Raw genomic sequence first — 26,104 nt, forward strand, 5'->3', positions numbered from 1 at the left:
GAATAATGGCTATCGAAATCAAAGTACCGGACATCGGGGCTGATGAAGTTGAAATCACCGAGATCCTGGTCAAAGTGGGCGACAAAGTTGAAGCCGAACAGTCGCTGATCACCGTAGAAGGCGACAAAGCCTCTATGGAAGTTCCGTCTCCGCAGGCGGGTATCGTTAAAGAGATCAAAGTCTCTGTTGGCGATAAAACCCAGACCGGCGCACTGATTATGATTTTCGATTCCGCCGACGGTGCAGCTGACGCTGCACCTGCTCAGGCAGAAGAGAAGAAAGAAGCAGCTCCGGCAGCAGCACCAGCGGCTGCGGCGGCAAAAGACGTTAACGTTCCGGATATCGGCAGCGACGAAGTTGAAGTGACCGAAATCCTGGTGAAAGTTGGCGATAAAGTTGAAGCTGAACAGTCGCTGATCACCGTAGAAGGCGATAAGGCTTCTATGGAAGTTCCTGCTCCGTTTGCAGGCACCGTGAAAGAGATCAAAGTGAACGTGGGTGACAAAGTGTCTACCGGCTCGCTGATTATGGTCTTCGAAGTCGCGGGTGAAGCAGGCGCGGCAGCTCCGGCGGCTAAACAGGAAGCGGCTCCGGCAGCGGCCCCTGCATCAGCGGCTGGCGTGAAAGAAGTTAACGTTCCGGATATCGGCGGTGACGAAGTTGAAGTGACCGAAGTGATGGTGAAAGTGGGCGACAAAGTTGCCGCTGAACAGTCACTGATCACCGTAGAAGGCGATAAAGCTTCTATGGAAGTTCCGGCTCCGTTTGCAGGCGTCGTGAAGGAACTGAAAGTCAACGTTGGCGATAAAGTGAAAACTGGCTCGCTGATTATGATCTTCGAAGTTGAAGGCGCAGCGCCTGCGGCAGCTCCTGCGAAACAGGAAGCGGCAGCGCCGGCTCCGGCAGCAAAAGCTGAAGCCCCGGCAGCAGCATCGGCTGCGAAAGCGGAAGGCAAATCTGAATTTGCTGTAAACGACGCTTACGTTCACGCGACTCCGCTGATCCGCCGTCTGGCACGCGAGTTTGGCGTTAACCTGGCGAAAGTGAAGGGCACTGGCCGTAAAGGTCGTATCCTGCGCGAAGACGTTCAGGCTTACGTGAAAGAAGCTATCAAACGTGCAGAAGCAGCTCCGGCGGCAACTGGCGGCGGTATCCCAGGCATGCTGCCGTGGCCTAAAGTGGACTTCAGCAAGTTTGGTGAAATCGAAGAAGTGGAACTGGGCCGCATCCAGAAAATCTCTGGTGCGAACCTGAGCCGTAACTGGGTGATGATCCCGCATGTTACTCACTTCGACAAAACCGATATCACCGAGCTGGAAGCGTTCCGTAAACAGCAGAACGAAGAAGCGGCGAAACGTAAGCTGGATGTGAAGATCACCCCGGTTGTCTTCATCATGAAAGCGGTTGCTGCAGCTCTTGAGCAGATGCCTCGCTTCAACAGTTCGCTGTCGGAAGACGGTCAGCGTCTGACCCTGAAGAAATACATCAACATCGGTGTGGCGGTGGATACCCCGAACGGTCTGGTTGTTCCGGTATTCAAAGACGTCAACAAGAAAGGCATCATCGAACTGTCTCGCGAGCTGATGACTATTTCTAAGAAAGCGCGTGACGGTAAGCTGACTGCGGGCGAAATGCAGGGCGGTTGCTTCACCATCTCCAGCATCGGCGGCCTGGGTACTACCCACTTCGCGCCGATTGTGAACGCGCCGGAAGTGGCTATCCTCGGCGTTTCCAAGTCCGCGATGGAGCCGGTGTGGAATGGTAAAGAGTTCGTGCCGCGTCTGATGCTGCCGATTTCTCTCTCCTTCGACCACCGCGTGATCGACGGTGCTGATGGTGCCCGTTTCATTACCATCATTAACAACACGCTGTCTGACATTCGCCGTCTGGTGATGTAAGTAAAAGAGCCGGCCCAACGGCCGGCTTTTTTCTGGTAATCTCATGAATGTATTGAGGTTATTAGTGAATAGACAAATCGGTTGCCGTTTGTTGTTTAAAAATTGTTAACAATTTTGTAAAATACCGACGGATAGAACGACCCGGTGGTGGTTAGGGTATTACTTCACATACCCTATGGATTTCTGGGTGCAGCAAGGTAGCAAGCGCCAGAATCCCCAGGAGCTTACATAAGTAAGTGACTGGGGTGAGGGCGTGAAGCTAACGCCGCTGCGGCCTGAAAGACGACGGGTATGACCGCCGGAGATAAATATATAGAGGTCATGATGAGTACTGAAATCAAAACTCAGGTCGTGGTACTTGGGGCAGGCCCCGCAGGTTACTCCGCTGCCTTCCGTTGCGCTGATTTAGGTCTGGAAACCGTAATCGTAGAACGTTACAACACCCTTGGCGGTGTTTGCCTGAACGTCGGCTGTATCCCTTCTAAAGCACTGCTGCACGTAGCAAAAGTTATCGAAGAAGCCAAAGCGCTGGCTGAACACGGTATCGTCTTCGGCGAACCGAAAACCGATATCGACAAGATTCGTACCTGGAAAGAGAAAGTGATCAATCAGCTGACCGGTGGTCTGGCTGGTATGGCAAAAGGCCGCAAAGTCAAAGTGGTCAACGGTCTGGGTAAATTCACCGGGGCTAACACCCTGGAAGTTGAAGGTGAGAACGGCAAAACCGTGATCAACTTCGACAACGCGATCATTGCAGCGGGTTCTCGCCCGATCCAACTGCCGTTTATTCCGCATGAAGATCCGCGTATCTGGGACTCCACTGACGCGCTGGAACTGAAAGAAGTACCAGAACGCCTGCTGGTAATGGGTGGCGGTATCATCGGTCTGGAAATGGGGACCGTATACCACGCGCTGGGTTCACAGATTGATGTGGTTGAAATGTTCGACCAGGTTATCCCGGCAGCTGACAAAGACATCGTTAAAGTCTTCACCAAGCGTATCAGCAAAAAATTCAACCTGATGCTGGAAACCAAAGTTACCGCCGTTGAAGCGAAAGAAGACGGTATTTATGTGACGATGGAAGGCAAAAAAGCACCCGCTGAACCGCAGCGTTACGACGCCGTGCTGGTAGCAATTGGTCGTGTGCCGAACGGTAAAAACCTCGACGCAGGCAAAGCTGGCGTGGAAGTTGACGACCGTGGTTTCATCCGCGTTGACAAACAGCTGCGTACCAACGTACCGCACATCTTTGCTATCGGCGATATCGTCGGTCAGCCGATGCTGGCACATAAAGGTGTTCACGAAGGTCACGTTGCCGCTGAAGTTATCGCCGGTAAGAAACACTACTTCGATCCGAAAGTTATCCCGTCCATCGCCTATACCGAACCAGAAGTTGCATGGGTGGGTCTGACCGAGAAAGAAGCGAAAGAGAAAGGCATCAGCTATGAAACCGCCACCTTCCCGTGGGCTGCTTCTGGTCGTGCTATCGCTTCCGACTGCGCAGACGGTATGACCAAGCTGATTTTCGACAAAGAATCTCACCGTGTGATCGGTGGTGCGATTGTCGGTACTAACGGCGGCGAGCTGCTGGGTGAAATCGGCCTGGCAATCGAAATGGGTTGTGATGCTGAAGACATCGCGCTGACCATCCATGCGCACCCGACGCTGCACGAGTCTGTGGGCCTGGCGGCAGAAGTGTTCGAAGGTAGCATTACCGACCTGCCGAACCCGAAAGCGAAGAAGAAGTAATTTTTCGTTTGCCGGAACATCCGGCAATTAAAAAAGCGGCTAACCACGCCGCTTTTTTTACGCCTGCATTTTACCTTTCCATTCTCCTTGCTCCACGCTCAGACAACCGTTCCCGTATCGCTGACCGTTGCTCGTTATTCAGCCTGACAGTATGGTTACTGTCGTTTAGACGTTGCGGGCGGCTCTCCTGAACTTTCTCCCGAAAAACCTGACGTTGCTCAGGTGATGCTGATTGAACACGCTGGCGGGCGTTATCACGTTGCTGTTGGTTCAGTGGGCGCTGCTGTACTTTTTCCTTAAACACCTGGCGCTGTTCGGGAGTTGCAGACTGAATACGCTCACGCGCTGCCTCTTTTCGCTGCTGGTTCTGTGGGTTAGTCTGCATTTTCTCGCGAACCGCCTGGCGCTGCTCAGGCGAGGCGGCCTGAATACGCTCACGCGCTGCCTCTCTTCGCTGCTGGATCTGCGGGTTAGTCTGCATTTTCTCGCGGACTGCCTGGCGCTGCTCAGGAGAGGCCGACTGATAACGCTGACGAGCGGCGTCCTTTTGTTGCTGGGTCAGTGGTTGGCGACGGCTGAAGTCGCGGAAGTCGTCATAGCTCCCATAGTTTTCAGCTTCATTAAACCGCTGTGCCGCAGCCTGACGTTGAGTATCTCGCGTAATGACTGGCGCAGTGTGTGTTCGTTGCTGAAACTGACTTGCTGCTGCCTGACGCTGACTGTCGCGCGATAGAGCAGGTAACTGCGTGGCGCTCATGCCGCCGTTGACATCGGTTTGGTGAAACCGCTTTGCCATATCCTGATCATGATAGGGCACACCATTGCGGTAGTTTGGATTGTGCCGCCATGCCATATTCTTATCAGTAAGATGCTCACCGGTGATACGGTTGAAATTGTTTACGTCGATATTGATGTTGTCGCCGTTGTGTTGCCAGCCATTACCGTCACGATGACCGCCATCGTGACGGTGATAATCATCATCGTCATGATGATGATGGTCATGATCGTCATCGTCCCAGTCGATGCTGCTGAATAGTGCGTACGTGGTAGCAACGCCCATGCTATAGCCGAATCCGCGCACAAAGCTGTCAACAAACGGTTCTCCGGCTGGTGGTGGCAGATAAACCGGCGGATACGCAGTATTGGCCCAGTTCCCGTAAACCACGGTTGGGTTGTAGTTGGGAATATAGACCACATCAGGATTGGCGGGCTCAATGGAAATGACGGTTGTTGCAGGCTCTGTAATGACAGGGTTGGCAGTTGAGACGGTATTGGATGGTATGACGGGAGCCGTGACTGTCTGTTTTACCGGTACAGCTTTCTTCGTTGTGGTAATAACTTTCTGTTCGGTTGATGACTTCAGCGAACCGGTTTGTTGCGCCAGTTGCCGCAATCGCTGTACCGAGTCCATCACGTCCTGCGGCTGCGCCAGAAAAGCATCGCCCAGGTTTTGCACCCATTGCGGGTTTTCGCCCATCAACGCCATCAACTGTGGAAAGGCCACCAGTGATTTGACGCTGGCGTCCCACGGCTGGTCAGATACCGCCTGAATAGCAGCATCGCCTTGTTTAAGTGGATTATCGTGCGACCATTGCACTGCTTGCGCAACGTTTGCCGGATAGGTCGATGCCATTAACACTTGTGAAAGCAGAGAGTCGGGATACAGCGCGACGGGCGCGACCCATTGATCTATTTGTGCAGTGCTGAATGCGGATTTGACGACGGCGGGTGTTACGGGAGGTGCGGAAACCGTTGCAGGAAGTGTAACCGCGGCAGCCTCAGACACAGCCAGTTGTGTCGATTGCGCTTCCACAGGCGCTTCCACTGTGCGGCTTTTTATATATAGCCCGGTAGAGGCGGCACAAAGCCCGGCACTGCAAATGAGCGCCAGCACATGGGGTTTAAACGGCAAAGTCATTTTCATAATTCGGATCTCAAGGAAATCGCAATGGTCGGCGAACTGCCACCCGCAGGTGCTGTGATTCCGAGTATAAAGAGGCGGTAGTTTAAATTTTGACTAATCTTGGGATTCGTTGAGAAAGGTGATTATCACCATACGAATTAACGAAGTTTTTACGGAGGGAAACAATCTCTAGACCATCCTTAACGATTCAGCCACTTTTTTATGTTGCTTTTTTGTAAACGGATTAACACATCGTCAAAATCCTGCTATTCTGCCCGTTGCGGTACTGGGCATTTACCCTACAAACTGCTGTCTCACAGGAGCGTGAAGAGAATCGCCTGCCGCACTATGACAATGAGAGCGAGGAGAACCGTCGTGCTAGAAGAATACCGTAAGCACGTAGCTGAGCGTGCCGCTGAGGGGATTGCGCCCAAACCCCTGGATGCAAACCAAATGGCCGCGCTTGTAGAGCTGCTGAAAAACCCGCCCGCGGGCGAAGAAGAATTCCTGTTAGATCTGTTAACCAACCGTGTTCCCCCAGGCGTCGATGAAGCCGCCTATGTAAAAGCAGGCTTCCTGGCTGCTATCGCTAAAGACGAAGCCAAATCCCCACTGCTGACTCCGGAAAAAGCCATCGAACTGCTGGGCACCATGCAGGGTGGTTACAACATTCATCCGCTGATCGACGCGCTGGATGATGCCAAACTGGCACCGATCGCTGCCAAAGCACTTTCTCACACGCTGCTGATGTTCGATAACTTCTATGACGTAGAAGAGAAAGCCAAAGCAGGCAATGAATATGCTAAGCAGGTAATGCAGTCCTGGGCGGATGCCGAATGGTTCCTGAATCGCCCGGCGCTGGCTGAAAAACTGACCGTTACCGTCTTTAAAGTAACTGGCGAAACCAACACCGATGACCTCTCTCCGGCACCGGATGCGTGGTCACGCCCGGATATCCCACTGCACGCGCTGGCGATGCTGAAAAACGCCCGTGAAGGTATTGAGCCAGATCAGCCAGGCGTTGTTGGTCCGATTAAGCAAATCGAAGCTCTGCAGCAGAAAGGTTTCCCGCTGGCGTACGTCGGTGACGTTGTGGGTACCGGTTCTTCGCGTAAATCCGCCACGAACTCCGTTCTGTGGTTTATGGGCGATGATATTCCACATGTGCCGAACAAACGCGGCGGTGGTTTGTGCCTCGGCGGTAAAATTGCACCCATCTTCTTTAACACGATGGAAGACGCGGGTGCGCTGCCAATCGAAGTCGACGTCTCTAACCTGAACATGGGCGACGTAATTGACGTTTACCCGTACAAAGGTGAAGTGCGTAACCACGAAACCGGCGAACTGCTGGCGACCTTCGAACTGAAAACCGACGTGCTGATTGATGAAGTGCGTGCCGGTGGTCGTATTCCGCTGATTATCGGGCGTGGCCTGACCACCAAAGCGCGTGAAGCACTTGGTCTGCCGCACAGCGATGTGTTCCGTCAGGCGAAAGATGTCGCTGAGAGCGATCGCGGCTTCTCGCTGGCGCAGAAAATGGTAGGCCGTGCCTGCGGCGTGAAAGGCATTCGTCCGGGCGCGTACTGCGAACCGAAAATGACTTCTGTAGGTTCTCAGGACACCACCGGCCCGATGACCCGTGATGAACTGAAAGACCTGGCGTGCCTGGGCTTCTCGGCTGACCTGGTGATGCAGTCTTTCTGCCACACCGCGGCGTATCCGAAACCAGTTGACGTGAATACGCACCACACGCTGCCGGACTTCATTATGAACCGTGGCGGTGTGTCGCTGCGTCCGGGTGACGGCGTAATCCACTCCTGGCTGAACCGTATGCTGCTGCCGGATACCGTCGGTACGGGTGGTGACTCCCATACCCGTTTCCCGATCGGCATTTCTTTCCCGGCGGGTTCTGGTCTGGTGGCATTTGCAGCCGCAACAGGCGTAATGCCGCTGGATATGCCGGAATCCGTTCTGGTGCGCTTCAAAGGCAAAATGCAGCCGGGCATCACCCTGCGCGATCTGGTACACGCTATTCCGCTGTATGCGATCAAACAAGGTCTGCTGACTGTTGAGAAGAAAGGCAAGAAAAACATCTTCTCAGGTCGCATTCTGGAAATTGAAGGTCTGCCGGATCTGAAAGTTGAGCAGGCCTTTGAGCTGACCGATGCGTCCGCCGAGCGTTCTGCTGCCGGTTGTACCATCAAGCTGAACAAAGAACCGGTCATCGAATACCTGAACTCTAACATCGTCCTGCTGAAGTGGATGATCGCGGAAGGTTACGGCGATCGTCGTACCCTGGAACGCCGTATTCAGGGCATGGAAAAATGGCTGGCGAATCCTGAGCTGCTGGAAGCCGATGCAGATGCGGAATACGCGGCAGTGATCGACATCGATCTGGCGGATATTAAAGAGCCAATCCTCTGTGCACCGAACGATCCGGATGACGCGCGTCCGCTGTCTGCGGTACAGGGCGAGAAGATCGACGAAGTATTTATCGGTTCTTGCATGACTAACATCGGTCACTTCCGTGCCGCTGGTAAACTGCTGGATGCGCACAAAGGTCAGTTGCCGACCCGCCTGTGGGTGGCGCCGCCAACCCGTATGGACGCCGCGCAACTGACGGAAGAAGGCTACTACAGCGTCTTCGGTAAGAGTGGTGCGCGTATCGAGATCCCTGGCTGTTCCCTGTGTATGGGTAACCAGGCGCGTGTAGCAGACGGTGCGACGGTGGTTTCCACCTCTACCCGTAACTTCCCGAACCGTTTGGGTACTGGCGCGAATGTCTTCCTGGCTTCTGCGGAACTGGCTGCTGTTGCGGCGCTGATTGGCAAACTGCCGACGCCGGAAGAGTACCAGACCTACGTGGCGCAAGTAGATAAAACTGCCGTTGATACTTACCGTTATCTGAACTTCAACCAGCTTTCTCAGTACACCGAAAAAGCCGATGGGGTGATTTTCCAGACTGCGGTTTAATAAGTCAGCGCACGCGCTGCGCATAAACGACACAATGCCCGGTGAATGAGATTCCCGGGCATTTTTTTATTTCTAAACCATCGCCGTTCCGCTGTTTTTCTCCGGTAAGGCTGCGATAATTACATCAATGGCGCAATGCGATTTCGGCGCATTGCCGGGAGCAGAGGAACACACTATGGATTACGAATTTCTGCGTGATATTACCGGAGTGGTAAAGGTGCGTATGTCCATGGGGCATGAAGTGGTCGGGCACTGGTTTAACGAAGAGGTGAAAGAAAACCTGGCCTTGCTTGATGAAGTGGAAGACGCCGCGCGCACGCTCAAAGGTAGCGAGCGTTCCTGGCAGCGGGCAGGGCATGAGTACACGCTATGGATGGACGGCGAAGAAGTGATGGTTCGCGCCAATCAACTGGAATTCGCTGGCGATGAAATGGAAGAGGGGATGAACTACTACGACGAAGAAAGCCTGTCGCTATGCGGCGTTGAGGATTTTCTGCAGGTGGTGGCTGCTTATCGTAATTTCGTGCAGCAAAAGTAAATAAATCTGGCGGAGCCCGCGAGCTCCGCCAGAGCCGTTAAACAGCGGGCATATTGCGCCCGTAATAAATCTCGCGCATTTCTTTCCACAGCGCAGCGGTAATTTCCTGGCGCTCGCTGTCGGTTAAATCTTCCGGTTTGGTGTGGAACATGTAGTGCTTAAGGTCGAACTCTTTAAGCAACATCTTGGTATGGAAGATATTTTCCTGATAGACGTTTACATCCACCATGTCATACAGCGCCTTCATATCGTCAGACATAAAGTTCTGAATCGAATTAATTTCATGGTCGATAAAGTGCTTCATACCGTTGATGTCGCGGGTAAAACCGCGCACGCGATAATCAATGGTTACGATATCGGATTCAAGCTGGTGGATCAGGTAATTCAGCGCCTTCAGCGGAGAAATCACGCCGCAGGTAGAGACTTCAATATCGGCGCGGAAGGTACATAAACCGCCTTCAGGATGACTTTCCGGGTAGGTATGTACGCAAATATGACTTTTATCGAGATGGGCAACGACCGTTTCTGGCAGCGGACCGGGGTGTTCTGTTTTGTCGATAAGTTTTGGGTCGACCGGTTCTTCACTCACCAGAATAGTGACGCTGGCACCTTGTGGTTCGTAATCCTGGCGGGCGATGTTAAGAATATTGGCCCCGATAATGGAACAGGTTTCTGACAGGATTTCGGTCAGACGGTTGGCATTATAGAGTTCATCGATATAAGCAATATAACCGTCGCGTTCTTCGGCAGTTTTGGCGTAGCAGATATCGTAAATACAAAAACTCAGACTTTTGGTCAGATTATTAAAGCCATGCAGTTTCAGTTTTTTCAATTTCTTATCTTCTCCTTAGGACGGCTGTGAAGCCAGTGCGTCTTGCAGATACTGAGGTAAGGCAAAAGCTGCCGTATGGATTGCCGGATTGTAATAACGGCATTTCAGGCCAGAAGCGAGAAAACGCGCCTGAATAATTTCGGTTGAGAGATGGCGTAAGGCGTCGTTATCTGTCGCCCATGCAAAGGTCATGATACCGCCGTAATAGGTCGGGATCGCCGCCTGATAAAAGCCAACGTCGCTGAAGTAATGGCTGAGTTTGCGATGGCTGTCGATAGCCTCTTCCTGCTGTAAAAAGCAGACGCCATTTTGTGCGACGAAGATACCGCCAGGATTCAGGCAACGTTTGCAGCCTTCATAAAATGCTGAGGTGAACAGGCTTTCGCCGGGACCGATAGGATCGGTGCAGTCGGAGATGATCACATCAAAGGTCTGGCTGGTTTGATTAACAAAATTGACGCCATCGTCGATCACCAGTTTAAAGCGCGGATCGTCGTAGCTACCGGCGTTATGGTTGGGCAGATACTGACGGCAGAACGACACGACACCCGCATCGATTTCCACCATCGTGATTGACTCAACGTTTTTATGTCGGGTTACTTCACGCAGCATGGCACCGTCGCCGCCGCCGATAATCAGCACATGTTTCGCGTGACCGTGGGCCAGTAGCGGAACATGGGTCATCATCTCATGATAGATAAACTCGTCGCGCTCGGTGGTTTGTACTACGCCATCCAGCGCCATTACGCGGCCAAATGCGGCGTTCTCAAAAATGATCAGATCCTGGTGATCGGTCTTTTCATGATACAGAACGTTATCTACCGCAAAGTACTGCCCAAACTGGTCGTGTAGCGTTTCATGCCACTGTTTTTTTTCGGCCATGGGTTGATACCTCCTTTGTTAACACCCGTAAAAAAAGGGCGCAACATAATAGCTAACATTGACCGCGGATGCACGGTCAATATTTCTACAAAAAGGTATCAGGGATTATTTGACGTAGGCAAGCAGGCTTAAGGAATCGCGAGCCAGGGCTTTGCACTTTTTAGCGACGGGAATGCCAATGCCGCTGAGATCGCGGTAGCTGTCTTCACCGAGGGCTTTCATGTCGAAGGTGTCGTAATTACTGAGATCCCACTGGTTTTGCTGGGCGAAAAAGACCAGTGCGCGACGAATTTGCCCGTTAGGTAAGTTCTGGTAACCACAATCGTTCTTCAGAAAGACAAAAACTGCCGTTAAATCGGCCATATCTTCGGCTTCAGACTCGCTGAGCGCGTAACTGTTTGCGCAGACGGCCATCAGGCTGCCGAATAACACTGTTCTGAAAAACGTCTTCATTGCTTCTACCAGGGGCTTAAAGAAGATAAACGTTAGCACACTGCGAGCGAGGCGACGACCATTATTGTCGATTAAATTGTGTCTGCGGCTTGACCTTCCCGTAAGGGGAAGGACTATGCTCAACGTTTGATTTTGTTTCGCCTGCTTAAGAATAAGGAAATAACTATGCAACGTCGTGATTTCTTAAAATATTCCGTCGCGCTGGGCGTGGCTTCGGCTTTACCGCTGTGGAGCCGCGCAGTATTTGCGGCGGAACGCCCAACGTTACCGATCCCTGATTTGCTCACGACCGATGCCCGTAATCGCATTCAGTTAACTATTGGCGCAGGTCAGTCCACCTTTGGCGAGAAAACTGCAACTACCTGGGGCTATAACGGTAATCTGCTGGGGCCGGCGGTGAAATTACAGCGCGGCAAAGCGGTAACGGTTGATATCTATAACCAACTGACGGAAGAGACGACGTTGCACTGGCACGGGCTGGAAGTACCGGGTGAAGTCGACGGCGGCCCGCAGGGAATTATTCCGCCAGGTGGCAAGCGCTCGGTGACGTTGAACGTTGATCAACCTGCCGCTACCTGCTGGTTCCATCCGCATCAGCACGGCAAGACCGGACGTCAGGTGGCGATGGGGCTGGCTGGTTTGGTGGTGATTGAAGATGACGAGATCCTGAAATTAATGCTGCCAAAACAGTGGGGTATCGATGATGTTCCGGTGATCGTTCAGGATAAGAAATTTAGCGCTGACGGGCAGATTGATTATCAACTGGATGTGATGACCGCCGCCGTGGGCTGGTTTGGCGATACGTTGCTGACCAACGGTGCAATCTACCCACAACACGCTGCCCCGCGTGGTTGGCTGCGCCTGCGTTTGCTCAATGGCTGTAACGCCCGCTCGCTCAATTTCGCCACCAGCGACAATCGCCCGCTTTATGTGATTGCCAGCGACGGTGGTCTGCTACCTGAACCGGTGAAGGTGAGCGAACTGCCGGTGCTGATGGGCGAGCGTTTTGAAGTGCTGGTGGAGGTTAACGACAACAAACCCTTTGACCTGGTGACGCTGCCGGTCAGCCAGATGGGGATGGCGATTGCACCGTTTGACAAGCCGCATCCGGTAATGCGGATTCAGCCGATTGCTATTAGTGCCTCCGGTGCTTTGCCAGACACATTAAGTAGCCTGCCTGCGTTACCTTCGCTGGAAGGGCTGACGGTACGCAAGCTGCAACTTTCTATGGACCCGATGCTCGATATGATGGGGATGCAGATGCTAATGGAGAAATATGGCGATCAGGCGATGGCCGGAATGGATCACAGCCAGATGATGGGCCATATGGGGCACGGCAATATGAATCATATGAACCACGGCGGGAAGTTCGATTTCCACCATGCCAATAAAATCAACGGTCAGGCGTTTGATATGAACAAGCCGATGTTTGCGGCGGCGAAAGGGCAATACGAACGTTGGGTTATCTCTGGCGTGGGCGACATGATGCTGCATCCGTTCCATATCCACGGTACGCAGTTCCGTATCTTGTCAGAAAATGGCAAACCGCCAGCGACTCATCGCGCGGGCTGGAAAGATACCGTTAAGGTAGAAGGTAATGTCAGCGAAGTGCTGGTGAAGTTTAATCACGAGGCACCGAAAGAACATGCTTATATGGCGCACTGCCATCTGCTGGAGCATGAAGATACGGGGATGATGTTAGGGTTTACGGTATAAAAAGACCGTATTCGGAAATATGCCCGGATCTCTCCGGGCATTATGGTTACTTCACATCATCCGGCAGCGCATAAGCCACAATATAGTCGCCCATCTTCGTACCAAATGAACCGTGACCGCCTGCGGAGATCACCACATACTGCTTACCATTCACTTCATAGGTCATTGGCGTAGCCTGACCACCCGCTGGTAAACGACCCTGCCACAGTTTTTCACCGTTGCTCATGTTGTAAGCGCGCAGGTAGTTGTCTGCCGTAGCGGCGATAAACAGCACGTTACCCGCCGTGGAGATTGGCCCGCCCAGCATCGGCATCCCCATATTGAACGGCACCGGAACCGGCATCGGGAACGGCATACTGTCCTGCGGAGTACCAATGCGTTTCTTCCACACCACTTCGTTGGTTTTCAGATCCAGCGCCGAAATATAGCCCCATGCTGGCTGTTTACACGGCAGACCAAAAGGTGAGAGGAACGGATTGAGCGTGACGCCATACGGTACACCGTACTGCGGCTGAATGCCGGATTCCGTACCCGTGCCTTTGGCGTCTTTCGGCTGCTCCATCGGGTTACCAGGACCGCGTGGGATCAGTTTCGAAACAAACGGCAGTGCCATTGGGTTGGCAATTGCCACTTCACGATTCGGATCAACGGAAATCCCGCCCCATTCGAACATCCCCAGGTTACCAGGGAAGACCAGCGTACCCTGTTCAGATGGCGGGGTGAAAATGCCTTCATAGCGCATCTGGTGGAACATCACGCGGCACACCAGCTGGTCAAACATGGTGGCTCCCCACATATCCGCACCGCTTAAATCTTTCGTCGGACGGAAGCTCAGTTCAGAGAACGGTTGGGTCGGGGTGACGTAATCGCCTTTCGCTGCACCTTGGGGAACCGGTTTTTCCGGGGCCGGAACCACCAGTTCACCATTACGACGATCGAGCACAAAAATGTTGCCGGTTTTCGCTGGAGCATAAATGACCGGAACCTTTTGACCGTTAACGGTGATGTCCGCCAGCGTCGGCTGTGCCGGAAGATCCATATCCCACAGGTCGTGGTGAACGGTCTGGTAGCTCCACGCCAGTTTCCCGGTAGTGGCATTCAGCGCCAGAATCGAGCTGGCATAACGTTCCTGTTCCGGTGTGCGATTACCGCCCCAGATATCCGGCGTGGTCACGCCCATCGGCAGATACACCAGATCCAGCTTCGCATCATAGGCCGCTGGTGCCCACGAGTTTGGCGAGTTAAAGGTAAAGGTGTGTTCGTCAGACGGGATTGCGTTAGGATCTTTCGCACCAGGATCAAAAGCCCACAACAGCTCCCCGGTGTTGACATCAAAACCACGGATCACGCCAGACGTTTCGCGGGTTGAGAAGTTGTCGGTGACTGAACCGGCCATCACGATGGTTTTATCGGTGATAATCGGCGGCGAAGTCGGCTCATACAGACCCGGCTTGGTGTCCGGCATATTGCTTTGCAGATTGAGCACGCCTTTATTAGCGAAGGTTTCGCACAGCTTGCCGTTTTCAGCGTTAATCGCAATCAGACGACCATCATTCACCGGAAGAATGATACGACGCGGGCAATCCGCCATCACTTCTGGCGAGGCAGTTTCTGCTTTGGCTTCATGATAAGAGACGCCACGACAGGTTACATGCTGGAAGGACTCGTTGGTTTTCAGCTCAGGATCGTAATGCCATTTCTCTTTACCGCTGGCGGCATCGAGCGCAAACAGGCGCTGGTGCGCGGTACACAGGTAAAGGGTGTCGCCCACTTTAATTGGCGTCACTTCATTGGTGATTTCACCCGGATCGTTCGGCTGCTTCACATCGCCAGTACGGAACACCCAGGCTTCTTTCAGCTTGTGAACGTTATCGGCGTTAATTTGTTTCAGAGGTGAAAAGCGTTGACCTTCCTGATTACGACCATAGGCAGGCCAGTCCTGATCGGCAACGGGGGAGATTGCTTCGGCAGGTGTGGCATCGGCGCTTAAGGTGCCGTTGATTTCCTGCGGATCGTTAAATCCCGCCCAGGTGAGGATTCCGCCACTAATCAGCAACGCCACCACCAGAGCGGCAACTGCGCCGCTGGCAGGAATGACCAGGCGACGCCAGACAAACGGCAGGATCAGCCAGATGCCGAAGAAGACCAGAATGTCGCTGCGCGGAGTCAGCGCCCAGAAGTCGAAACCAACTTCCCAGACGCCCCAAATCATGGTGCCGAGCAGCAGGGCGGCGTATAGCCAAAGCGCGGCGCGTTTACTGCGCCACAGCATCCAGGCGACGCCGAGCATCACAAGGCCAGCGATAGGGTAGTACCAGGAGCCGCCAATCGCGACCAGCCAGCCTCCGCCAATGAGTAGATACAGCCCGCAAAGCGCTGCAAAAAGGGCTGTTAGCGTGACGAGTAATCGTCGCGAGCCTGTATTGTTAATTGCCATAAAGAGACACCATTTCAATTCATTAATATTTTAGTAGCAATTAATTATAGGTTTTAACATGTGTGATCGTCATCACAATTCGAGCTTTATTAACAGATTCCGCGAATGAATAGTTTTACTGGTATACTGCGTGTCTTGCGCTTTGTTGCGGTGCCAAAACCTGCCCGTGCGAAGTGATTTGTTTTTAAATCATATGGTTAGAGATATGAAACATACTGTAGAAGTAATGATCCCCGAAGCGGAGATTAAAGCGCGTATCGCCGAACTGGGTCGTCAGATTACTGAGCGTTACAAAGACAGCGGCAGCGATATGGTGCTGGTGGGTCTGCTGCGTGGCTCATTTATGTTTATGGCGGACCTGTGTCGTGAAGTTCAGGTATCTCATGAAGTCGATTTTATGACCGCCTCCAGCTACGGTAGCGGCATGTCCACCACCCGTGATGTGAAAATCCTCAAAGATCTGGATGAAGATATCCGTGGCAAGGACGTGCTGATTGTTGAAGATATCATCGACTCGGGTAATACACTGTCGAAAGTGCGTGAGATCTTAAGCCTGCGCGAACCGAAGTCGTTGGCGATTTGTACGCTGCTGGATAAACCGTCCCGTCGTGAAGTGAACGTCCCGGTAGAATTCATCGGTTTCTCGATCCCGGATGAGTTTGTGGTGGGTTACGGCATTGATTACGCACAGCGTTACCGTCATCTGCCGTATATCGGCAAAGTGATTCTGCTGGACGAGTAAGTGTGAAGTTGCCGGATGTGTTGCATCCGGCATGGCATTTTTATTTGTGGTTGGCGTGTTTCAGCTTGAGATTGGAAATCCCGTGACGGTAACGTTGCTCAAGAGTTTCGCGGTTGGTCGCTGTGACATCCAGATCACGCAGCAAGCCGTCGTGAATGCCGTAGGCCCAGCCGTGAATGGTGACTTTCTGCCCGCGTTTCCACGCTGATTGCATAATGGTGGAGTGGCCCAGGTTATACACCTGTTCCATGACGTTCAGTTCACACAATGTATCCAGACGGCGCTCTTGCGGCATTTCGCCGAGCAATGAGCTATGTTTGAACCAGATATCGCGGATATGCAGCAGCCAGTTGTTGATAAGCCCCAGTTCCGGGTTTTCAACTGCGGCTTGTACGCCGCCGCAACCGTAGTGACCACAGATAATAATGTGTTCAACTTCGAGTACATCCACTGCATACTGAACCACGGAAAGGCAGTTCAGGTCGGTGTGAATGACCAGGTTAGCAACATTACGGTGAACAAAGAGTTCGCCCGGCTCAAGACCGGTTAAACGTTCTGCAGGAACGCGACTGTCGGAACATCCAATCCATAGAAAGCGCGGTTTTTGCGCTTGTGCCAGTTTCTCAAAAAACCCGGGATCCTCTTCCACCAGCATTTTTGACCATAGTGCATTGTTGCTGATGAGTGTATCTATGTCTTTCATGGAGGTTAACGACCTGTAACCAAATAATTACGTTTGGCTAATATAGGGCAACTCCGGGACGATTTAAACCACAGATAAAGTGTAAGAACGTAAGGTAAGTAAAAATTTATGACCATTGCACTGGAACTTCAACAGCTTAAAAAAACCTATCCAGGCGGCGTTCAGGCGCTTCGTGGAATAGATTTGCAGGTCGAAGCGGGTGATTTTTATGCGCTTCTCGGGCCGAACGGGGCCGGGAAATCGACCACTATCGGTATTATCAGCTCTCTGGTAAATAAAACCTCCGGGCGGGTCAGCGTATTTGGTTACGATCTCGAGAAGGATGTCGTGAACGCTAAACGTCAGTTGGGACTGGTTCCGCAGGAATTTAACTTCAACCCGTTTGAAACCGTGCAGCAAATTGTGGTGAATCAGGCAGGGTACTACGGTGTGGAGCGCAAAGAAGCGTATATCCGCAGCGAAAAGTATCTTAAGCAGCTCGATCTCTGGGGGAAACGCAACGAACGTGCGCGTATGTTATCGGGCGGGATGAAACGCCGTTTAATGATTGCCCGTGCGTTAATGCATGAACCTAAACTACTGATTCTCGACGAGCCAACGGCAGGCGTGGATATTGAACTTCGCCGCTCAATGTGGGGCTTTTTGAAGGATTTAAACGACAAAGGCACCACCATCATTCTCACCACACACTACCTGGAAGAAGCAGAAATGCTGTGCCGCAATATCGGCATTATTCAACACGGTGAGCTGGTGGAAAATACCTCGATGAAGGCGCTGCTGGCGAAGCTGAAATCAGAAACATTTATTCTCGATCTCGCACCGAAAAGCCCGTTACCGAAGCTCGATGGCTATCAGTATCGACTGGTCGATACCGCGACGCTGGAAGTTGAAGTGCTGCGTGAGCAGGGGATCAACAGCGTATTTACGCAGTTAAGTGAGCAGGGCATTCAGGTATTAAGTATGCGTAACAAAGCTAACCGTCTGGAAGAGCTGTTTGTTTCACTGGTTAATGAAAAACAAGGAGAGCGCGCATGATGCATCTTTACTGGGTGGCGCTAAAAAGCATCTGGGCGAAAGAGATCCATCGCTTTATGCGTATCTGGGTGCAGACGCTGGTGCCGCCAGTCATCACCATGACCCTTTACTTTATTATCTTCGGTAACCTGATTGGTTCGCGTATTGGCGATATGCATGGCTTCAGCTACATGCAGTTCATCGTACCGGGGCTGATCATGATGTCGGTGATCACCAACGCCTACGCTAACGTCGCGTCATCATTTTTTGGTGCCAAGTTTCAGCGTAATATTGAAGAGCTGCTGGTAGCGCCGGTTCCGACTCACGTCATTATTGCCGGATATGTCGGCGGTGGCGTGGCGCGTGGTCTGTTTGTTGGCATTCTGGTGACGGCAATTTCACTGTTTTTTGTGCCGTTTCAGGTGCATTCGTGGGTATTTGTCGCTTTAACGCTGGTGCTCACGGCGGTGTTGTTCTCCCTTGCGGGTTTGCTGAACGGCGTGTTTGCCAAAACGTTCGATGACATCAGCCTGGTGCCAACCTTTGTGTTAACGCCACTTACGTATTTGGGCGGGGTCTTTTACTCACTGACTTTGTTGCCGCCGTTCTGGCAAGGGCTGTCGCATCTGAACCCAATCGTTTATATGATCAGTGGTTTCCGCTACGGCTTCCTCGGTATCAATGATGTTCCGCTGGTCACTACCTTCGGTGTACTGGTGGTCTTTATTGTGGCGTTTTATTTGATCTGTTGGTCGCTGATCCAACGTGGACGTGGTTTGCGTAGCTAAGGCTATTTCCTCTCCTCTGGATTTGGGGGAGAGGAGTTTTGACGGCTATCACCCTTTATCAACAATGGTCAGGGTAGACTGATTTTCGGCTAAGGAGGAAGGCGATGTTAGGTTGGGTAATTACCTGTCACGATGACCGTGCGCAAGAGATACTGGATGCGCTGGAGAAAAAACATGGGGCACTTCTTCAGTGCCGGGCCGTGAATTTCTGGCGCGGATTAAGCTCTAATATGCTCAGCCGCATGATGTGCGATGCTCTGCATGAAGCGGACTCTGGTGAAGGTGTCATCTTCTTAACCGATATAGCCGGAGCGCCGCCGTACCGCGTGGCTTCATTATTAAGCCACAAACACTCCCGTTGCGAAGTGATTTCTGGCGTCACGTTACCGTTAATTGAGCAGATGCTGGTCTACCGTGAAACGTTATCCAGCGCAGAGTTTCGCGAGCGTATTGTCGAACTGGGTGCGCCGGAGGTGAGTAGTCTTTGGCACCAGCAACAAAAAAATCCGCCTTTCGTCCTCAAACATAATTTGTATGAGTATTAACCCGCGATTCTGATGACGCTTTTGCTACAATAAAAGCGTTGTTTCACCCTCGGTTATTTTTTCATGTACAAACAAGCTGTTATTCTCCTGCTGATGCTGTTTACCGCAAGTGTCAGTGCCGCGTTACCTGCCCGTTATATGCAAACCATCGAAAATGCTGCGGTCTGGGCGCAAATTGGCGACAAGATGGTGACCGTGGGGAATATTCGGGCCGGACAAATCATTGCCGTGGAGCCCACTGCCGCAAGTTATTACGCATTTAATTTTGGCTTTGGTAAAGGGTTTATCGATAAAGGGCATCTCGAGCCGGTTCAGGGGCGACAAAAAGTTGAAGATGGTTTGGGTGACCTCAACAAGCCGCTGAGTAATCAGAACTTAATAACCTGGAAAGATACGCCGGTCTACAACGCGCCGAGTGCGGGCAGTGCGCCGTTTGGGGTACTGGCGGACAATTTGCGCTACCCAATTTTGCATAAACTGAAAGACAGGTTAAATCAAACCTGGTATCAGGTCCGTATTGGCGATCGACTGGCCTATATCAGTGCGCTGGATGCCCAACCCGATAATGGCCTGCCGGTGCTAACCTATCACCATATTCTGCGCGACGAAGAAAACACCCGTTTTCGCCATACTTCGACGACCACCTCGGTACGCGCTTTCAATAACCAGATGGCCTGGCTGCGCGACAGGGGATACGCGACACTGAGCATGGCGCAACTGGAAGGTTACGTGAAGAATAAGATCAATCTCCCTGCGCGAGCGGTGGTGATTACCTTTGATGATGGCCTAAAGTCGGTGAGCCGCTATGCGTATCCTGTGTTGAAACAATATGGTATGAAGGCGACGGCGTTTATTGTTACCTCGCGCATCAAACGTCACCCGCAGAAGTGGGACCCAAAATCGCTGCAATTTATGAGCGTTTCTGAACTTAACGAAATTCGCGATGTATTTGATTTCCAGTCACATACCCATTTTTTGCATCGGGTGGATGGTTATCGCCGACCCATATTACTGAGCCGTAGTGAGCACAATATTCTGTTTGATTTTGCACGTTCACGCCGCGCTCTGGCGCAATTTAATCCGCATGTCTGGTATCTTTCGTATCCGTTTGGCGGATTTAATGACAAAGCCGTGAAGGCAGCAAAAGAAGCCGGATTTCACCTGGCGGTGACAACCATGAAAGGCAAAGTAAAACCGGGGGATAATCCGTTGTTACTAAAACGACTTTATATCTTAAGAACGGATTCGCTGGAGACGATGTCGCGGCTGGTGAGTAACCAGCCGCAGGGGTGATTATCAGGCAACCTGTACCGGAATCGCTTTCGCGGTACGTTTCATTTCGTTGTCGCCTTCAAAATAGGCGACGTTGGGCCGCCAGGTGCGAGCTTCTTCATCTGGCATGGTAACGAAGCTGGCGATGATGACAATATCGCCGACGCTGGCGCAGTGGGCCGCCGCACCGTTAACGGAAATAATTCTCGAACCGCGTTCTGCCGCGATGGCATAGGTGGAGAAACGCTTGCCGTTGGTCACATTCCAGATATCAATGGCTTCGTTTTCGAGAATACCGGCTGCGTCAAGAAAATCCTGGTCAATGGCGCAAGAACCTTCATAGTGCAGGTCCGCATGAGTCACTTTCACGCGGTGGAGTTTGCCCTGCAGCATCGTGCGAATCATAACTTCTACCTTTCTACCCTGTCGTTAACGAAGCAGGCGATGCCTGCTTTGAGGAAATTCTCACGCAGTATTGCCCGATTTTTGTTTAGTGTCTACTCATCTGACGGCATTTGCATCAGCAGTTTGCGTACCGCGCCGAAGCGTGCCATGTATCGCCTGTAACGAATTGATATTTCTCTGAACGCTGCTCGGTAAACACTAAAGAGGCGGCTGACGACGGCGCGCCTTGACTGGATACTGCCTTCACGCAAGACAACACGGAAGGCAGGGAAGATGGATGCACCGAGTACCACACCGCATGATGCGGTATTTAAACAATTTTTAATGCATGCGGAAACGGCTCGTGACTTTCTGGATATCCATTTGCCAGCGGAACTACGCGAACTGTGTGACCTCGACACGCTGCATCTTGAGTCGGGGAGTTTTATTGAAGAAAGCCTGAAAGGGCACAGCACGGACGTACTCTATTCCGTGCAAATGCAGGGTAATCCCGGTTATTTGCATGTGGTGATTGAACATCAAAGCAAGCCGGATAAGAAAATGACCTTTCGCATGATGCGCTATGCCATTGCCGCCATGCACCGGCATCTGGAGGCGGATCACGATAAGCTGCCGCTGGTGGTGCCGATTCTGTTTTATCAGGGCGAGGCCACACCTTATCCGCTCTCAATGTGCTGGTTTGATATGTTTTACTCGCCGGAGCTGGCGCGACGCGTTTACAACAACCCTTTCCCGCTGGTGGATATCACCATCACACCGGATGACGAAATCATGCAACATCGGCGGATTGCGATTCTCGAACTACTGCAAAAACATATTCGCCAGCGCGACTTAATGTTATTGCTGGAGCAACTGGTCACGCTGATTGACGAAGGGTACACTAGCGGAAGTCAGTTAGTTGCCATGCAAAACTATATGCTGCAACGCGGTCATACTGAACAAGCGGATTTGTTTTATGGTGTGCTGAGAGACAGGGAAACGGGAGGGGAGTCTATGATGACGCTGGCGCAGTGGTTTGAAGAGAAGGGAATTGAGAAGGGAATTGAGAAGGGAATGGAGAAAGGAATGGAGAAAGGAATTGAGAAGGGGATTCAGCAGGGAAGACAGGAGGAAAGGCAAGAATTCGCCCTGCGTCTTCTGAGTAAAGGAATGTCTCGGGAAGACGTTGCAGAGATGGCAAATTTACCTCTTGCTGAGATTGATAAACTGATTAACTAAGTTGTCTGTATTATCAGTTATAGCCAGATAATTGTTATTGTTAACTGACCAGATAATTAAGGGAACATATGGAAATAAAGACACGGAGAGAAACCAGGCAGACGTTAGCGCAGTGGTTTGAAGAGAAGGGATTCCAGAAGGCGTATCAAGAAGCGTATCAAGAAGTAAGACAGGAAGTAAGACAGGAAGTAAGACAGGAATTCGCCCAGCGTTTTCTAAGTAAAGGGATGTCTCGGGAAGACGTTGCAGAGGTGACAACTTTACCTCTTACAGAGATTGATAAGCTAATTAACTCTAACTAAGTTGTCTACGATATGAATAATTGCTTACAGATGACGTGGCAATGAATAACTGGCGCCATCAGCCGTAGCGCCAGTTAAGTATTACACCAGCTCGACTATTTTGTTGTCGATCAGGCGGGCATCGCCAAGCCAGGCGGCTACCAGAATCACTGCACGTTTGCTGTTTTCAGAGACTTCCAGCAATGTGTCGGCATCACGAATCTGAATATCATCGGCGCGGAAGCCTTTTTCATTCAGTTCTTGGCCTGCAATAGCAATAATTTCATCGAGATCCCGTTCGCCAGCCTGCAATTTGTCGGCAATCGAACTTAAAACCTTGTACAGACCAGGCGCAATTTTGCGTTGTTCCGCCGTCAGATAACCGTTACGGGAACTCAGCGCCAGACCGTCTTTGGCGCGCATAATTGGCACACCGACAATCTCAATATCAAAGCCCATATCAGCAACCATTTTGCGGATCAGCGCCAGTTGCTGAAAATCTTTTTCACCGAAGCAGGCGATGTCCGGCTGGACCAGATTGAACAGCTTGCTGACAATAGTCGACACGCCGCGAAAATGTCCCGGACGGCTGGCACCTTCCAGCATGGTAGAAAGGCCGGGAACATCAACATAGGTGTGGGTTTCTGTACCGTTCGGGTAGATCTCTTTTACCGAAGGGGCGAAAACTAAATCCACTTTACGTTTGTTTAGCTTCTCGCAGTCTTCCTGCAAGGTCCGTGGATAACGTGCCAGATCTTCCGGGCGGTCAAACTGCATCGGGTTAACGAAAATACTGACGACGACCACATCGGCGCGGGCTTTGGCTTCGTCGACCAGCTTCATATGGCCGTCGTGCAGGTTACCCATGGTGGGCACCAGCGCCACGCGCTTACCTTCCATACGCAGGCGGCGGATTTGCTGACGCAGCAGCGGCAGGGTTTCGATAATTAACACAACGTCACTCCTTAATGGAAACTGTGTTCTTCGCCCGGATAAACGCCGGACTCCACTTCAGCCATATACTGCCGCACAGCCGCGCGGATGTCGCCCGTTTCGGCGAGGAAATTTTTGGCAAATTTAGGGATATGACCGCCAGTAATGCCGAACGCATCGTGCATCACGAGGATCTGTCCATCGGTAACGTTGCCTGCGCCAATACCGATAACCGGGATCGCCAGTGCTTCGGTAATGCGTTTTGCCAGTTCAACCGGCACGCACTCCAGTACCAGCAGTTGTGCCCCAGCAGCTTCTATGGCTAATGCATCGCTGAGCAGTCGATCGGCCGCTTCATCGCCGCGCCCCTGGACTTTGTAGCCACCGAAAATATTCACTGACTGTGGGGTTAAACCTAAGTGACCACAAACAGGAACGGCACGTTCGGTCAGCATTTGTACGGTTTCTACCAGCCACTCACCGCCTTCAATTTTGACCATGTTGGCCCCAGCACGCATAACCGTTGCGGCGTTTTCAAAGGCTTGTTCTGGTGTGGCATACGCCATAAACGGCAGATCAGCCAGCAGCAGGCAGTTTGGCGCACCGCGACGTACAGCAGCAGTGTGGTAGGCGATATCAGCAACGGTAACCGGTAGCGTGGAGTCATGCCCCTGAACCGTCATGCCCAGTGAATCGCCGACCAGCATCACGTTAAGCCCTTCATCGGCAAACAGTTTTGCGAAGCTATAGTCGTAAGCGGTGATGGTCGCGAAACGTTTTTTGTCCTGCTTGCATTTCTGCAATGAAGCAATAGTGGTTGGTTTCATAACGTATCCTGATAAGTAATGTCGTGCTGTCTGGCATTTTATCAGTCACATTGGTGGGGGCAATGATTTATCAATTGCAGCACCGCCAGATGATGGCGGTGCGGTAATGTCATCAAGGATAGGTTACCTGGAAGGTACTGGTGGCTTTGAATTCACCGGATTCGATAGCGATATTTCCGTCTTGTTTTAACGTTGCCTGGAAGTGAAGAGGCTGTGATGTGCCGCTGCCTTGATTAGGGTAAACACCATCGGAGGTGTCATCTTCGGTTTCATAATCTTTATAAATAGAGGTTGCATCGTTAGGTTTTAATGTCATTAGCGGATTTTTACTGGTTGCTAATCCTTCAATGAGTACGCCAACGCCTTTGGCTGCGGTGCTTCCGGTAAGCGTATTGCCAAGCAGTTGTGTATTTTCAGTACCTACTTTTCCAGTGACGAGTTTTGTTTCAATATTACGCACACGAATACAGTTCTGAAGCGAAATATCAAAGGGAACAGGTGAAGCACCATTTTTAATTGTCCCGGAACTATACTCTCCCATTCTAACCGTTGAACCATTGACTGATGATCCGGTAAGTATGGAGGTAAAACATGTTGGTAAGGTTAATTTGACATTATTCAGTGTGAAATTGACATAAAGGTGATGGCTATGATCTACGACTCTGGTACCTGGACTGTAGGCCTTAAACGCATAAAGGTAATCGGATGAACTGGATAACTGGACTTGCTGATTAAGTGTAGGATCGAAACTAGCATCTGTATAAAATTCAACAGTTATGTCGTGTACAACACCACCAATAGCCCAAAACTTATCGTAGCTGTTTGCTTTGTTGCAACCCTTGGTTTGTAGATCGTTGTCTGTTATGGAGAAGTGAAATTGTTGGGTTGAAGTGTCTCCGATATAGATTCCTGGTGATTGAATATCAGTTGTTGTATTGTATGCAGACCAGACCCTTGATATTAACATGGTGTAATACAGACCAGGAACAGATGTCTTAAAGAGTTTATGTCCACCATAATCTTTACCTGAATAAACCATGGCATTTTCAATGGTTATTGGCCCAGGATTTGCTCTGCCAGATGTATTACAGTAAAGAATACCACTCGGACCCGTGTCCAGGTATGACCAGTACATTTTTACCCCTGTCGGGCCGAGTTGCGTGGGTTTATAAAAAACCAGGTTGCTTGCTGTTGATGTGTAATTAAAGGTTACCCGTGCAGCAGTGGAAGGTCCTTTATAATTATCAACTCCTGCATTATTTCCCACAATAAAACTTGTATATGCACTAACTGTATAACAACAAGAATACAGTGCTAAAAAAAGAAAGTATCTGAAGAGTGTCTTCATTTTTACTCCAGTATTGAGTTTTTGTTAGAGTTGGTGTTATTTTTGTTCGTTATTCGTAGTAAATATCAACTAACACATGGCTCATAAGTTGACCAGATGTAACACTCAATGCAGGATCAATTTTTTGCATTCGGGTGCTAAATTTCCAGGACGAACCATTCATGTCATCCGACATTACTGGATAAACGGAGCGAGAACCGCCTGAAGCATTAAGAACATTGAATATATTCGCCGAATCCTGGATAGAAAATATAACCACTCCTACATTACTCGCCCCTGACGAAATTTCATTGGCAAATATTTGTCGGGAACCATTAGCCATTGCACCACTTTGTGCCCTAAAGTCTATGTGTAGTTGATTTAAGACATTTCCTGTTCCCTGAAATGCACAGTCTTTCACCGATATGGTGAACTCTTTACCACCAGTCTGATAACTCTCGGGAGAAATATTACCAGCAAAATAGCCCACGCCAACCACACCCAGATCTATATTTCCCTGATTACTGATACCGCTCTGGCAAGTGCTGTTTTTTACATTCGCAGTTAAATTAATATCCTGCCCAGCGAAGGCCGAAAAGGAAGTAGTGAATATGAATGCCAGGAACAGACCTGTTTTTTTCTTAATTTTACGTTTAGAGGAAAGCATA

Annotated in this window: 22 protein-coding genes and 1 pseudogene; 12 read left to right on the forward strand and 11 right to left on the reverse strand. The window is 51.1% G+C overall.

All coding sequences use genetic code 11. From position 1 onward, the window contains the following. Nucleotides 1-5 precede the first annotated feature (5 nt). Entirely contained in the window at nucleotides 6-1,898 is a 1,893-nt protein-coding gene (aceF, locus tag ACJHXB_RS04810) for a pyruvate dehydrogenase complex dihydrolipoyllysine-residue acetyltransferase (RefSeq protein ID WP_000963537.1), read from the forward strand. 324 nt (nucleotides 1,899-2,222) lie between these two features. After that, on the forward strand, nucleotides 2,223-3,647 hold the full coding sequence (gene lpdA / locus ACJHXB_RS04815; protein WP_000102485.1) for a dihydrolipoyl dehydrogenase: 1,425 nt from the start codon (nucleotides 2,223-2,225) through the stop codon (nucleotides 3,645-3,647). A gap of 70 nt (nucleotides 3,648-3,717) precedes the next feature. Here lpdA and ACJHXB_RS04820 read toward each other — a convergent pair whose 3' ends face one another. Continuing rightward, nucleotides 3,718-5,571, reverse strand: coding sequence for a DUF3300 domain-containing protein (locus ACJHXB_RS04820; protein WP_000784454.1), 1,854 nt, complete (start codon nucleotides 5,569-5,571; stop codon nucleotides 3,718-3,720). Between the two features lie 354 nt (nucleotides 5,572-5,925). Between ACJHXB_RS04820 and acnB the strand changes: the two genes are divergently transcribed. Both acnB and yacL read left to right on the forward strand, forming a co-directional pair. After that, nucleotides 5,926-8,523 (forward strand): bifunctional aconitate hydratase 2/2-methylisocitrate dehydratase, encoded by a 2,598-nt coding sequence (gene acnB, locus ACJHXB_RS04825; protein ID WP_001469027.1) that lies wholly within the window; start codon nucleotides 5,926-5,928, stop codon nucleotides 8,521-8,523. Nucleotides 8,524-8,698: 175 nt separating this feature from the next. Then, the gene (gene yacL / locus ACJHXB_RS04830; protein WP_000384304.1) at nucleotides 8,699-9,061 is read left to right on the forward strand and encodes a protein YacL; all 363 of its coding nucleotides are present in this window, start codon (nucleotides 8,699-8,701) and stop codon (nucleotides 9,059-9,061) included. 37 nt (nucleotides 9,062-9,098) lie between these two features. On the opposite strand, the gene speD is transcribed toward yacL, so the two are convergent. From speD to ACJHXB_RS04845, 3 genes are all read right to left on the reverse strand, one after another. Then, entirely contained in the window at nucleotides 9,099-9,893 is a 795-nt protein-coding gene (gene speD / locus ACJHXB_RS04835) for an adenosylmethionine decarboxylase (RefSeq protein ID WP_000734287.1), read from the reverse strand. Between the two features lie 15 nt (nucleotides 9,894-9,908). Further along, nucleotides 9,909-10,775, reverse strand: coding sequence for a polyamine aminopropyltransferase (gene speE / locus ACJHXB_RS04840; RefSeq protein WP_000818411.1), 867 nt, complete (start codon nucleotides 10,773-10,775; stop codon nucleotides 9,909-9,911). Between the two features lie 105 nt (nucleotides 10,776-10,880). Next, nucleotides 10,881-11,228: a YacC family pilotin-like protein gene (locus tag ACJHXB_RS04845; RefSeq protein WP_001295568.1), complete on the reverse strand. Its 348-nt coding sequence runs from the start codon at nucleotides 11,226-11,228 to the stop codon at nucleotides 10,881-10,883. 165 nt (nucleotides 11,229-11,393) lie between these two features. Here ACJHXB_RS04845 and cueO point away from each other — a divergent pair, with 165 nt between their 5' ends. Continuing rightward, nucleotides 11,394-12,944, forward strand: a complete 1,551-nt coding sequence (gene cueO / locus ACJHXB_RS04850) for a multicopper oxidase CueO (RefSeq protein WP_001189618.1) — start codon at nucleotides 11,394-11,396, stop codon at nucleotides 12,942-12,944. A 46-nt stretch (nucleotides 12,945-12,990) separates the two neighbouring features. On the opposite strand, the gene gcd is transcribed toward cueO, so the two are convergent. Then, on the reverse strand, nucleotides 12,991-15,381 hold the full coding sequence (gcd, locus tag ACJHXB_RS04855) for a quinoprotein glucose dehydrogenase (RefSeq protein WP_001309217.1): 2,391 nt from the start codon (nucleotides 15,379-15,381) through the stop codon (nucleotides 12,991-12,993). 205 nt (nucleotides 15,382-15,586) lie between these two features. Here gcd and hpt point away from each other — a divergent pair, with 205 nt between their 5' ends. Continuing rightward, nucleotides 15,587-16,123, forward strand: coding sequence for a hypoxanthine phosphoribosyltransferase (gene hpt / locus ACJHXB_RS04860; RefSeq protein ID WP_000683335.1), 537 nt, complete (start codon nucleotides 15,587-15,589; stop codon nucleotides 16,121-16,123). Between the two features lie 40 nt (nucleotides 16,124-16,163). Here the strand turns inward: hpt and can are convergent, their stop codons facing one another. After that, nucleotides 16,164-16,826 (reverse strand): carbonate dehydratase, encoded by a 663-nt coding sequence (can, locus tag ACJHXB_RS04865; protein WP_000651599.1) that lies wholly within the window; start codon nucleotides 16,824-16,826, stop codon nucleotides 16,164-16,166. Between the two features lie 108 nt (nucleotides 16,827-16,934). Between can and ACJHXB_RS04870 the strand changes: the two genes are divergently transcribed. From ACJHXB_RS04870 to ACJHXB_RS04885, 4 genes are all read left to right on the forward strand, one after another. Further along, entirely contained in the window at nucleotides 16,935-17,861 is a 927-nt protein-coding gene (locus ACJHXB_RS04870; RefSeq protein WP_000150639.1) for an ABC transporter ATP-binding protein, read from the forward strand. Beyond that, the gene (locus ACJHXB_RS04875; RefSeq protein WP_000972203.1) at nucleotides 17,858-18,628 is read left to right on the forward strand and encodes an ABC transporter permease; all 771 of its coding nucleotides are present in this window, start codon (nucleotides 17,858-17,860) and stop codon (nucleotides 18,626-18,628) included. Before ACJHXB_RS04870 ends, ACJHXB_RS04875 begins: the two co-directional genes overlap by 4 nt. Before the next feature lie 104 nt (nucleotides 18,629-18,732). Continuing rightward, nucleotides 18,733-19,173, forward strand: coding sequence for a PTS sugar transporter subunit IIA (locus ACJHXB_RS04880; RefSeq protein ID WP_000901984.1), 441 nt, complete (start codon nucleotides 18,733-18,735; stop codon nucleotides 19,171-19,173). A 63-nt stretch (nucleotides 19,174-19,236) separates the two neighbouring features. Next, nucleotides 19,237-20,466 (forward strand): polysaccharide deacetylase family protein, encoded by a 1,230-nt coding sequence (locus ACJHXB_RS04885; protein WP_000277894.1) that lies wholly within the window; start codon nucleotides 19,237-19,239, stop codon nucleotides 20,464-20,466. A 3-nt stretch (nucleotides 20,467-20,469) separates the two neighbouring features. Here the strand turns inward: ACJHXB_RS04885 and panD are convergent, their stop codons facing one another. Further along, nucleotides 20,470-20,850 (reverse strand): aspartate 1-decarboxylase, encoded by a 381-nt coding sequence (gene panD / locus ACJHXB_RS04890; RefSeq protein ID WP_000621515.1) that lies wholly within the window; start codon nucleotides 20,848-20,850, stop codon nucleotides 20,470-20,472. Nucleotides 20,851-21,123: 273 nt separating this feature from the next. Between panD and ACJHXB_RS04895 the strand changes: the two genes are divergently transcribed. Beyond that, nucleotides 21,124-22,068 carry an Rpn family recombination-promoting nuclease/putative transposase gene (locus ACJHXB_RS04895; protein ID WP_000339915.1) on the forward strand — a complete coding sequence of 315 codons (945 nt, stop codon included), beginning with the start codon at nucleotides 21,124-21,126 and terminating at the stop codon, nucleotides 22,066-22,068. Nucleotides 22,069-22,136: 68 nt separating this feature from the next. Continuing rightward, a complete protein-coding gene (locus tag ACJHXB_RS04900; protein ID WP_000404118.1) occupies nucleotides 22,137-22,370 on the forward strand; it encodes a hypothetical protein in 234 nt (77 codons plus the stop codon). Between the two features lie 81 nt (nucleotides 22,371-22,451). Here the strand turns inward: ACJHXB_RS04900 and panC are convergent, their stop codons facing one another. The 4 genes and pseudogenes from panC to ACJHXB_RS04920 all read right to left on the reverse strand — a co-directional run bounded on the left by panC (nucleotide 22,452) and on the right by ACJHXB_RS04920 (nucleotide 26,103). Then, complete coding sequence (gene panC / locus ACJHXB_RS04905) at nucleotides 22,452-23,303, reverse strand: pantoate--beta-alanine ligase (RefSeq protein ID WP_000905369.1); 852 nt, start codon at nucleotides 23,301-23,303, stop codon at nucleotides 22,452-22,454. Between the two features lie 11 nt (nucleotides 23,304-23,314). Further along, on the reverse strand, nucleotides 23,315-24,109 hold the full coding sequence (gene panB / locus ACJHXB_RS04910) for a 3-methyl-2-oxobutanoate hydroxymethyltransferase (protein ID WP_000805447.1): 795 nt from the start codon (nucleotides 24,107-24,109) through the stop codon (nucleotides 23,315-23,317). A 112-nt stretch (nucleotides 24,110-24,221) separates the two neighbouring features. Next, nucleotides 24,222-25,463, reverse strand: a pseudogene (locus ACJHXB_RS04915) (fimbrial-like adhesin); the annotation flags it as partial. Between the two features lie 43 nt (nucleotides 25,464-25,506). Continuing rightward, entirely contained in the window at nucleotides 25,507-26,103 is a 597-nt protein-coding gene (locus ACJHXB_RS04920; RefSeq protein WP_000952989.1) for a fimbrial-like protein, read from the reverse strand. Nucleotide 26,104: the final 1 nt, after the last annotated feature.

Source organism: Escherichia sp. WS3227_2 (assembly GCF_046486495.1).
Lineage (GTDB): Bacteria > Pseudomonadota > Gammaproteobacteria > Enterobacterales > Enterobacteriaceae > Escherichia > Escherichia coli.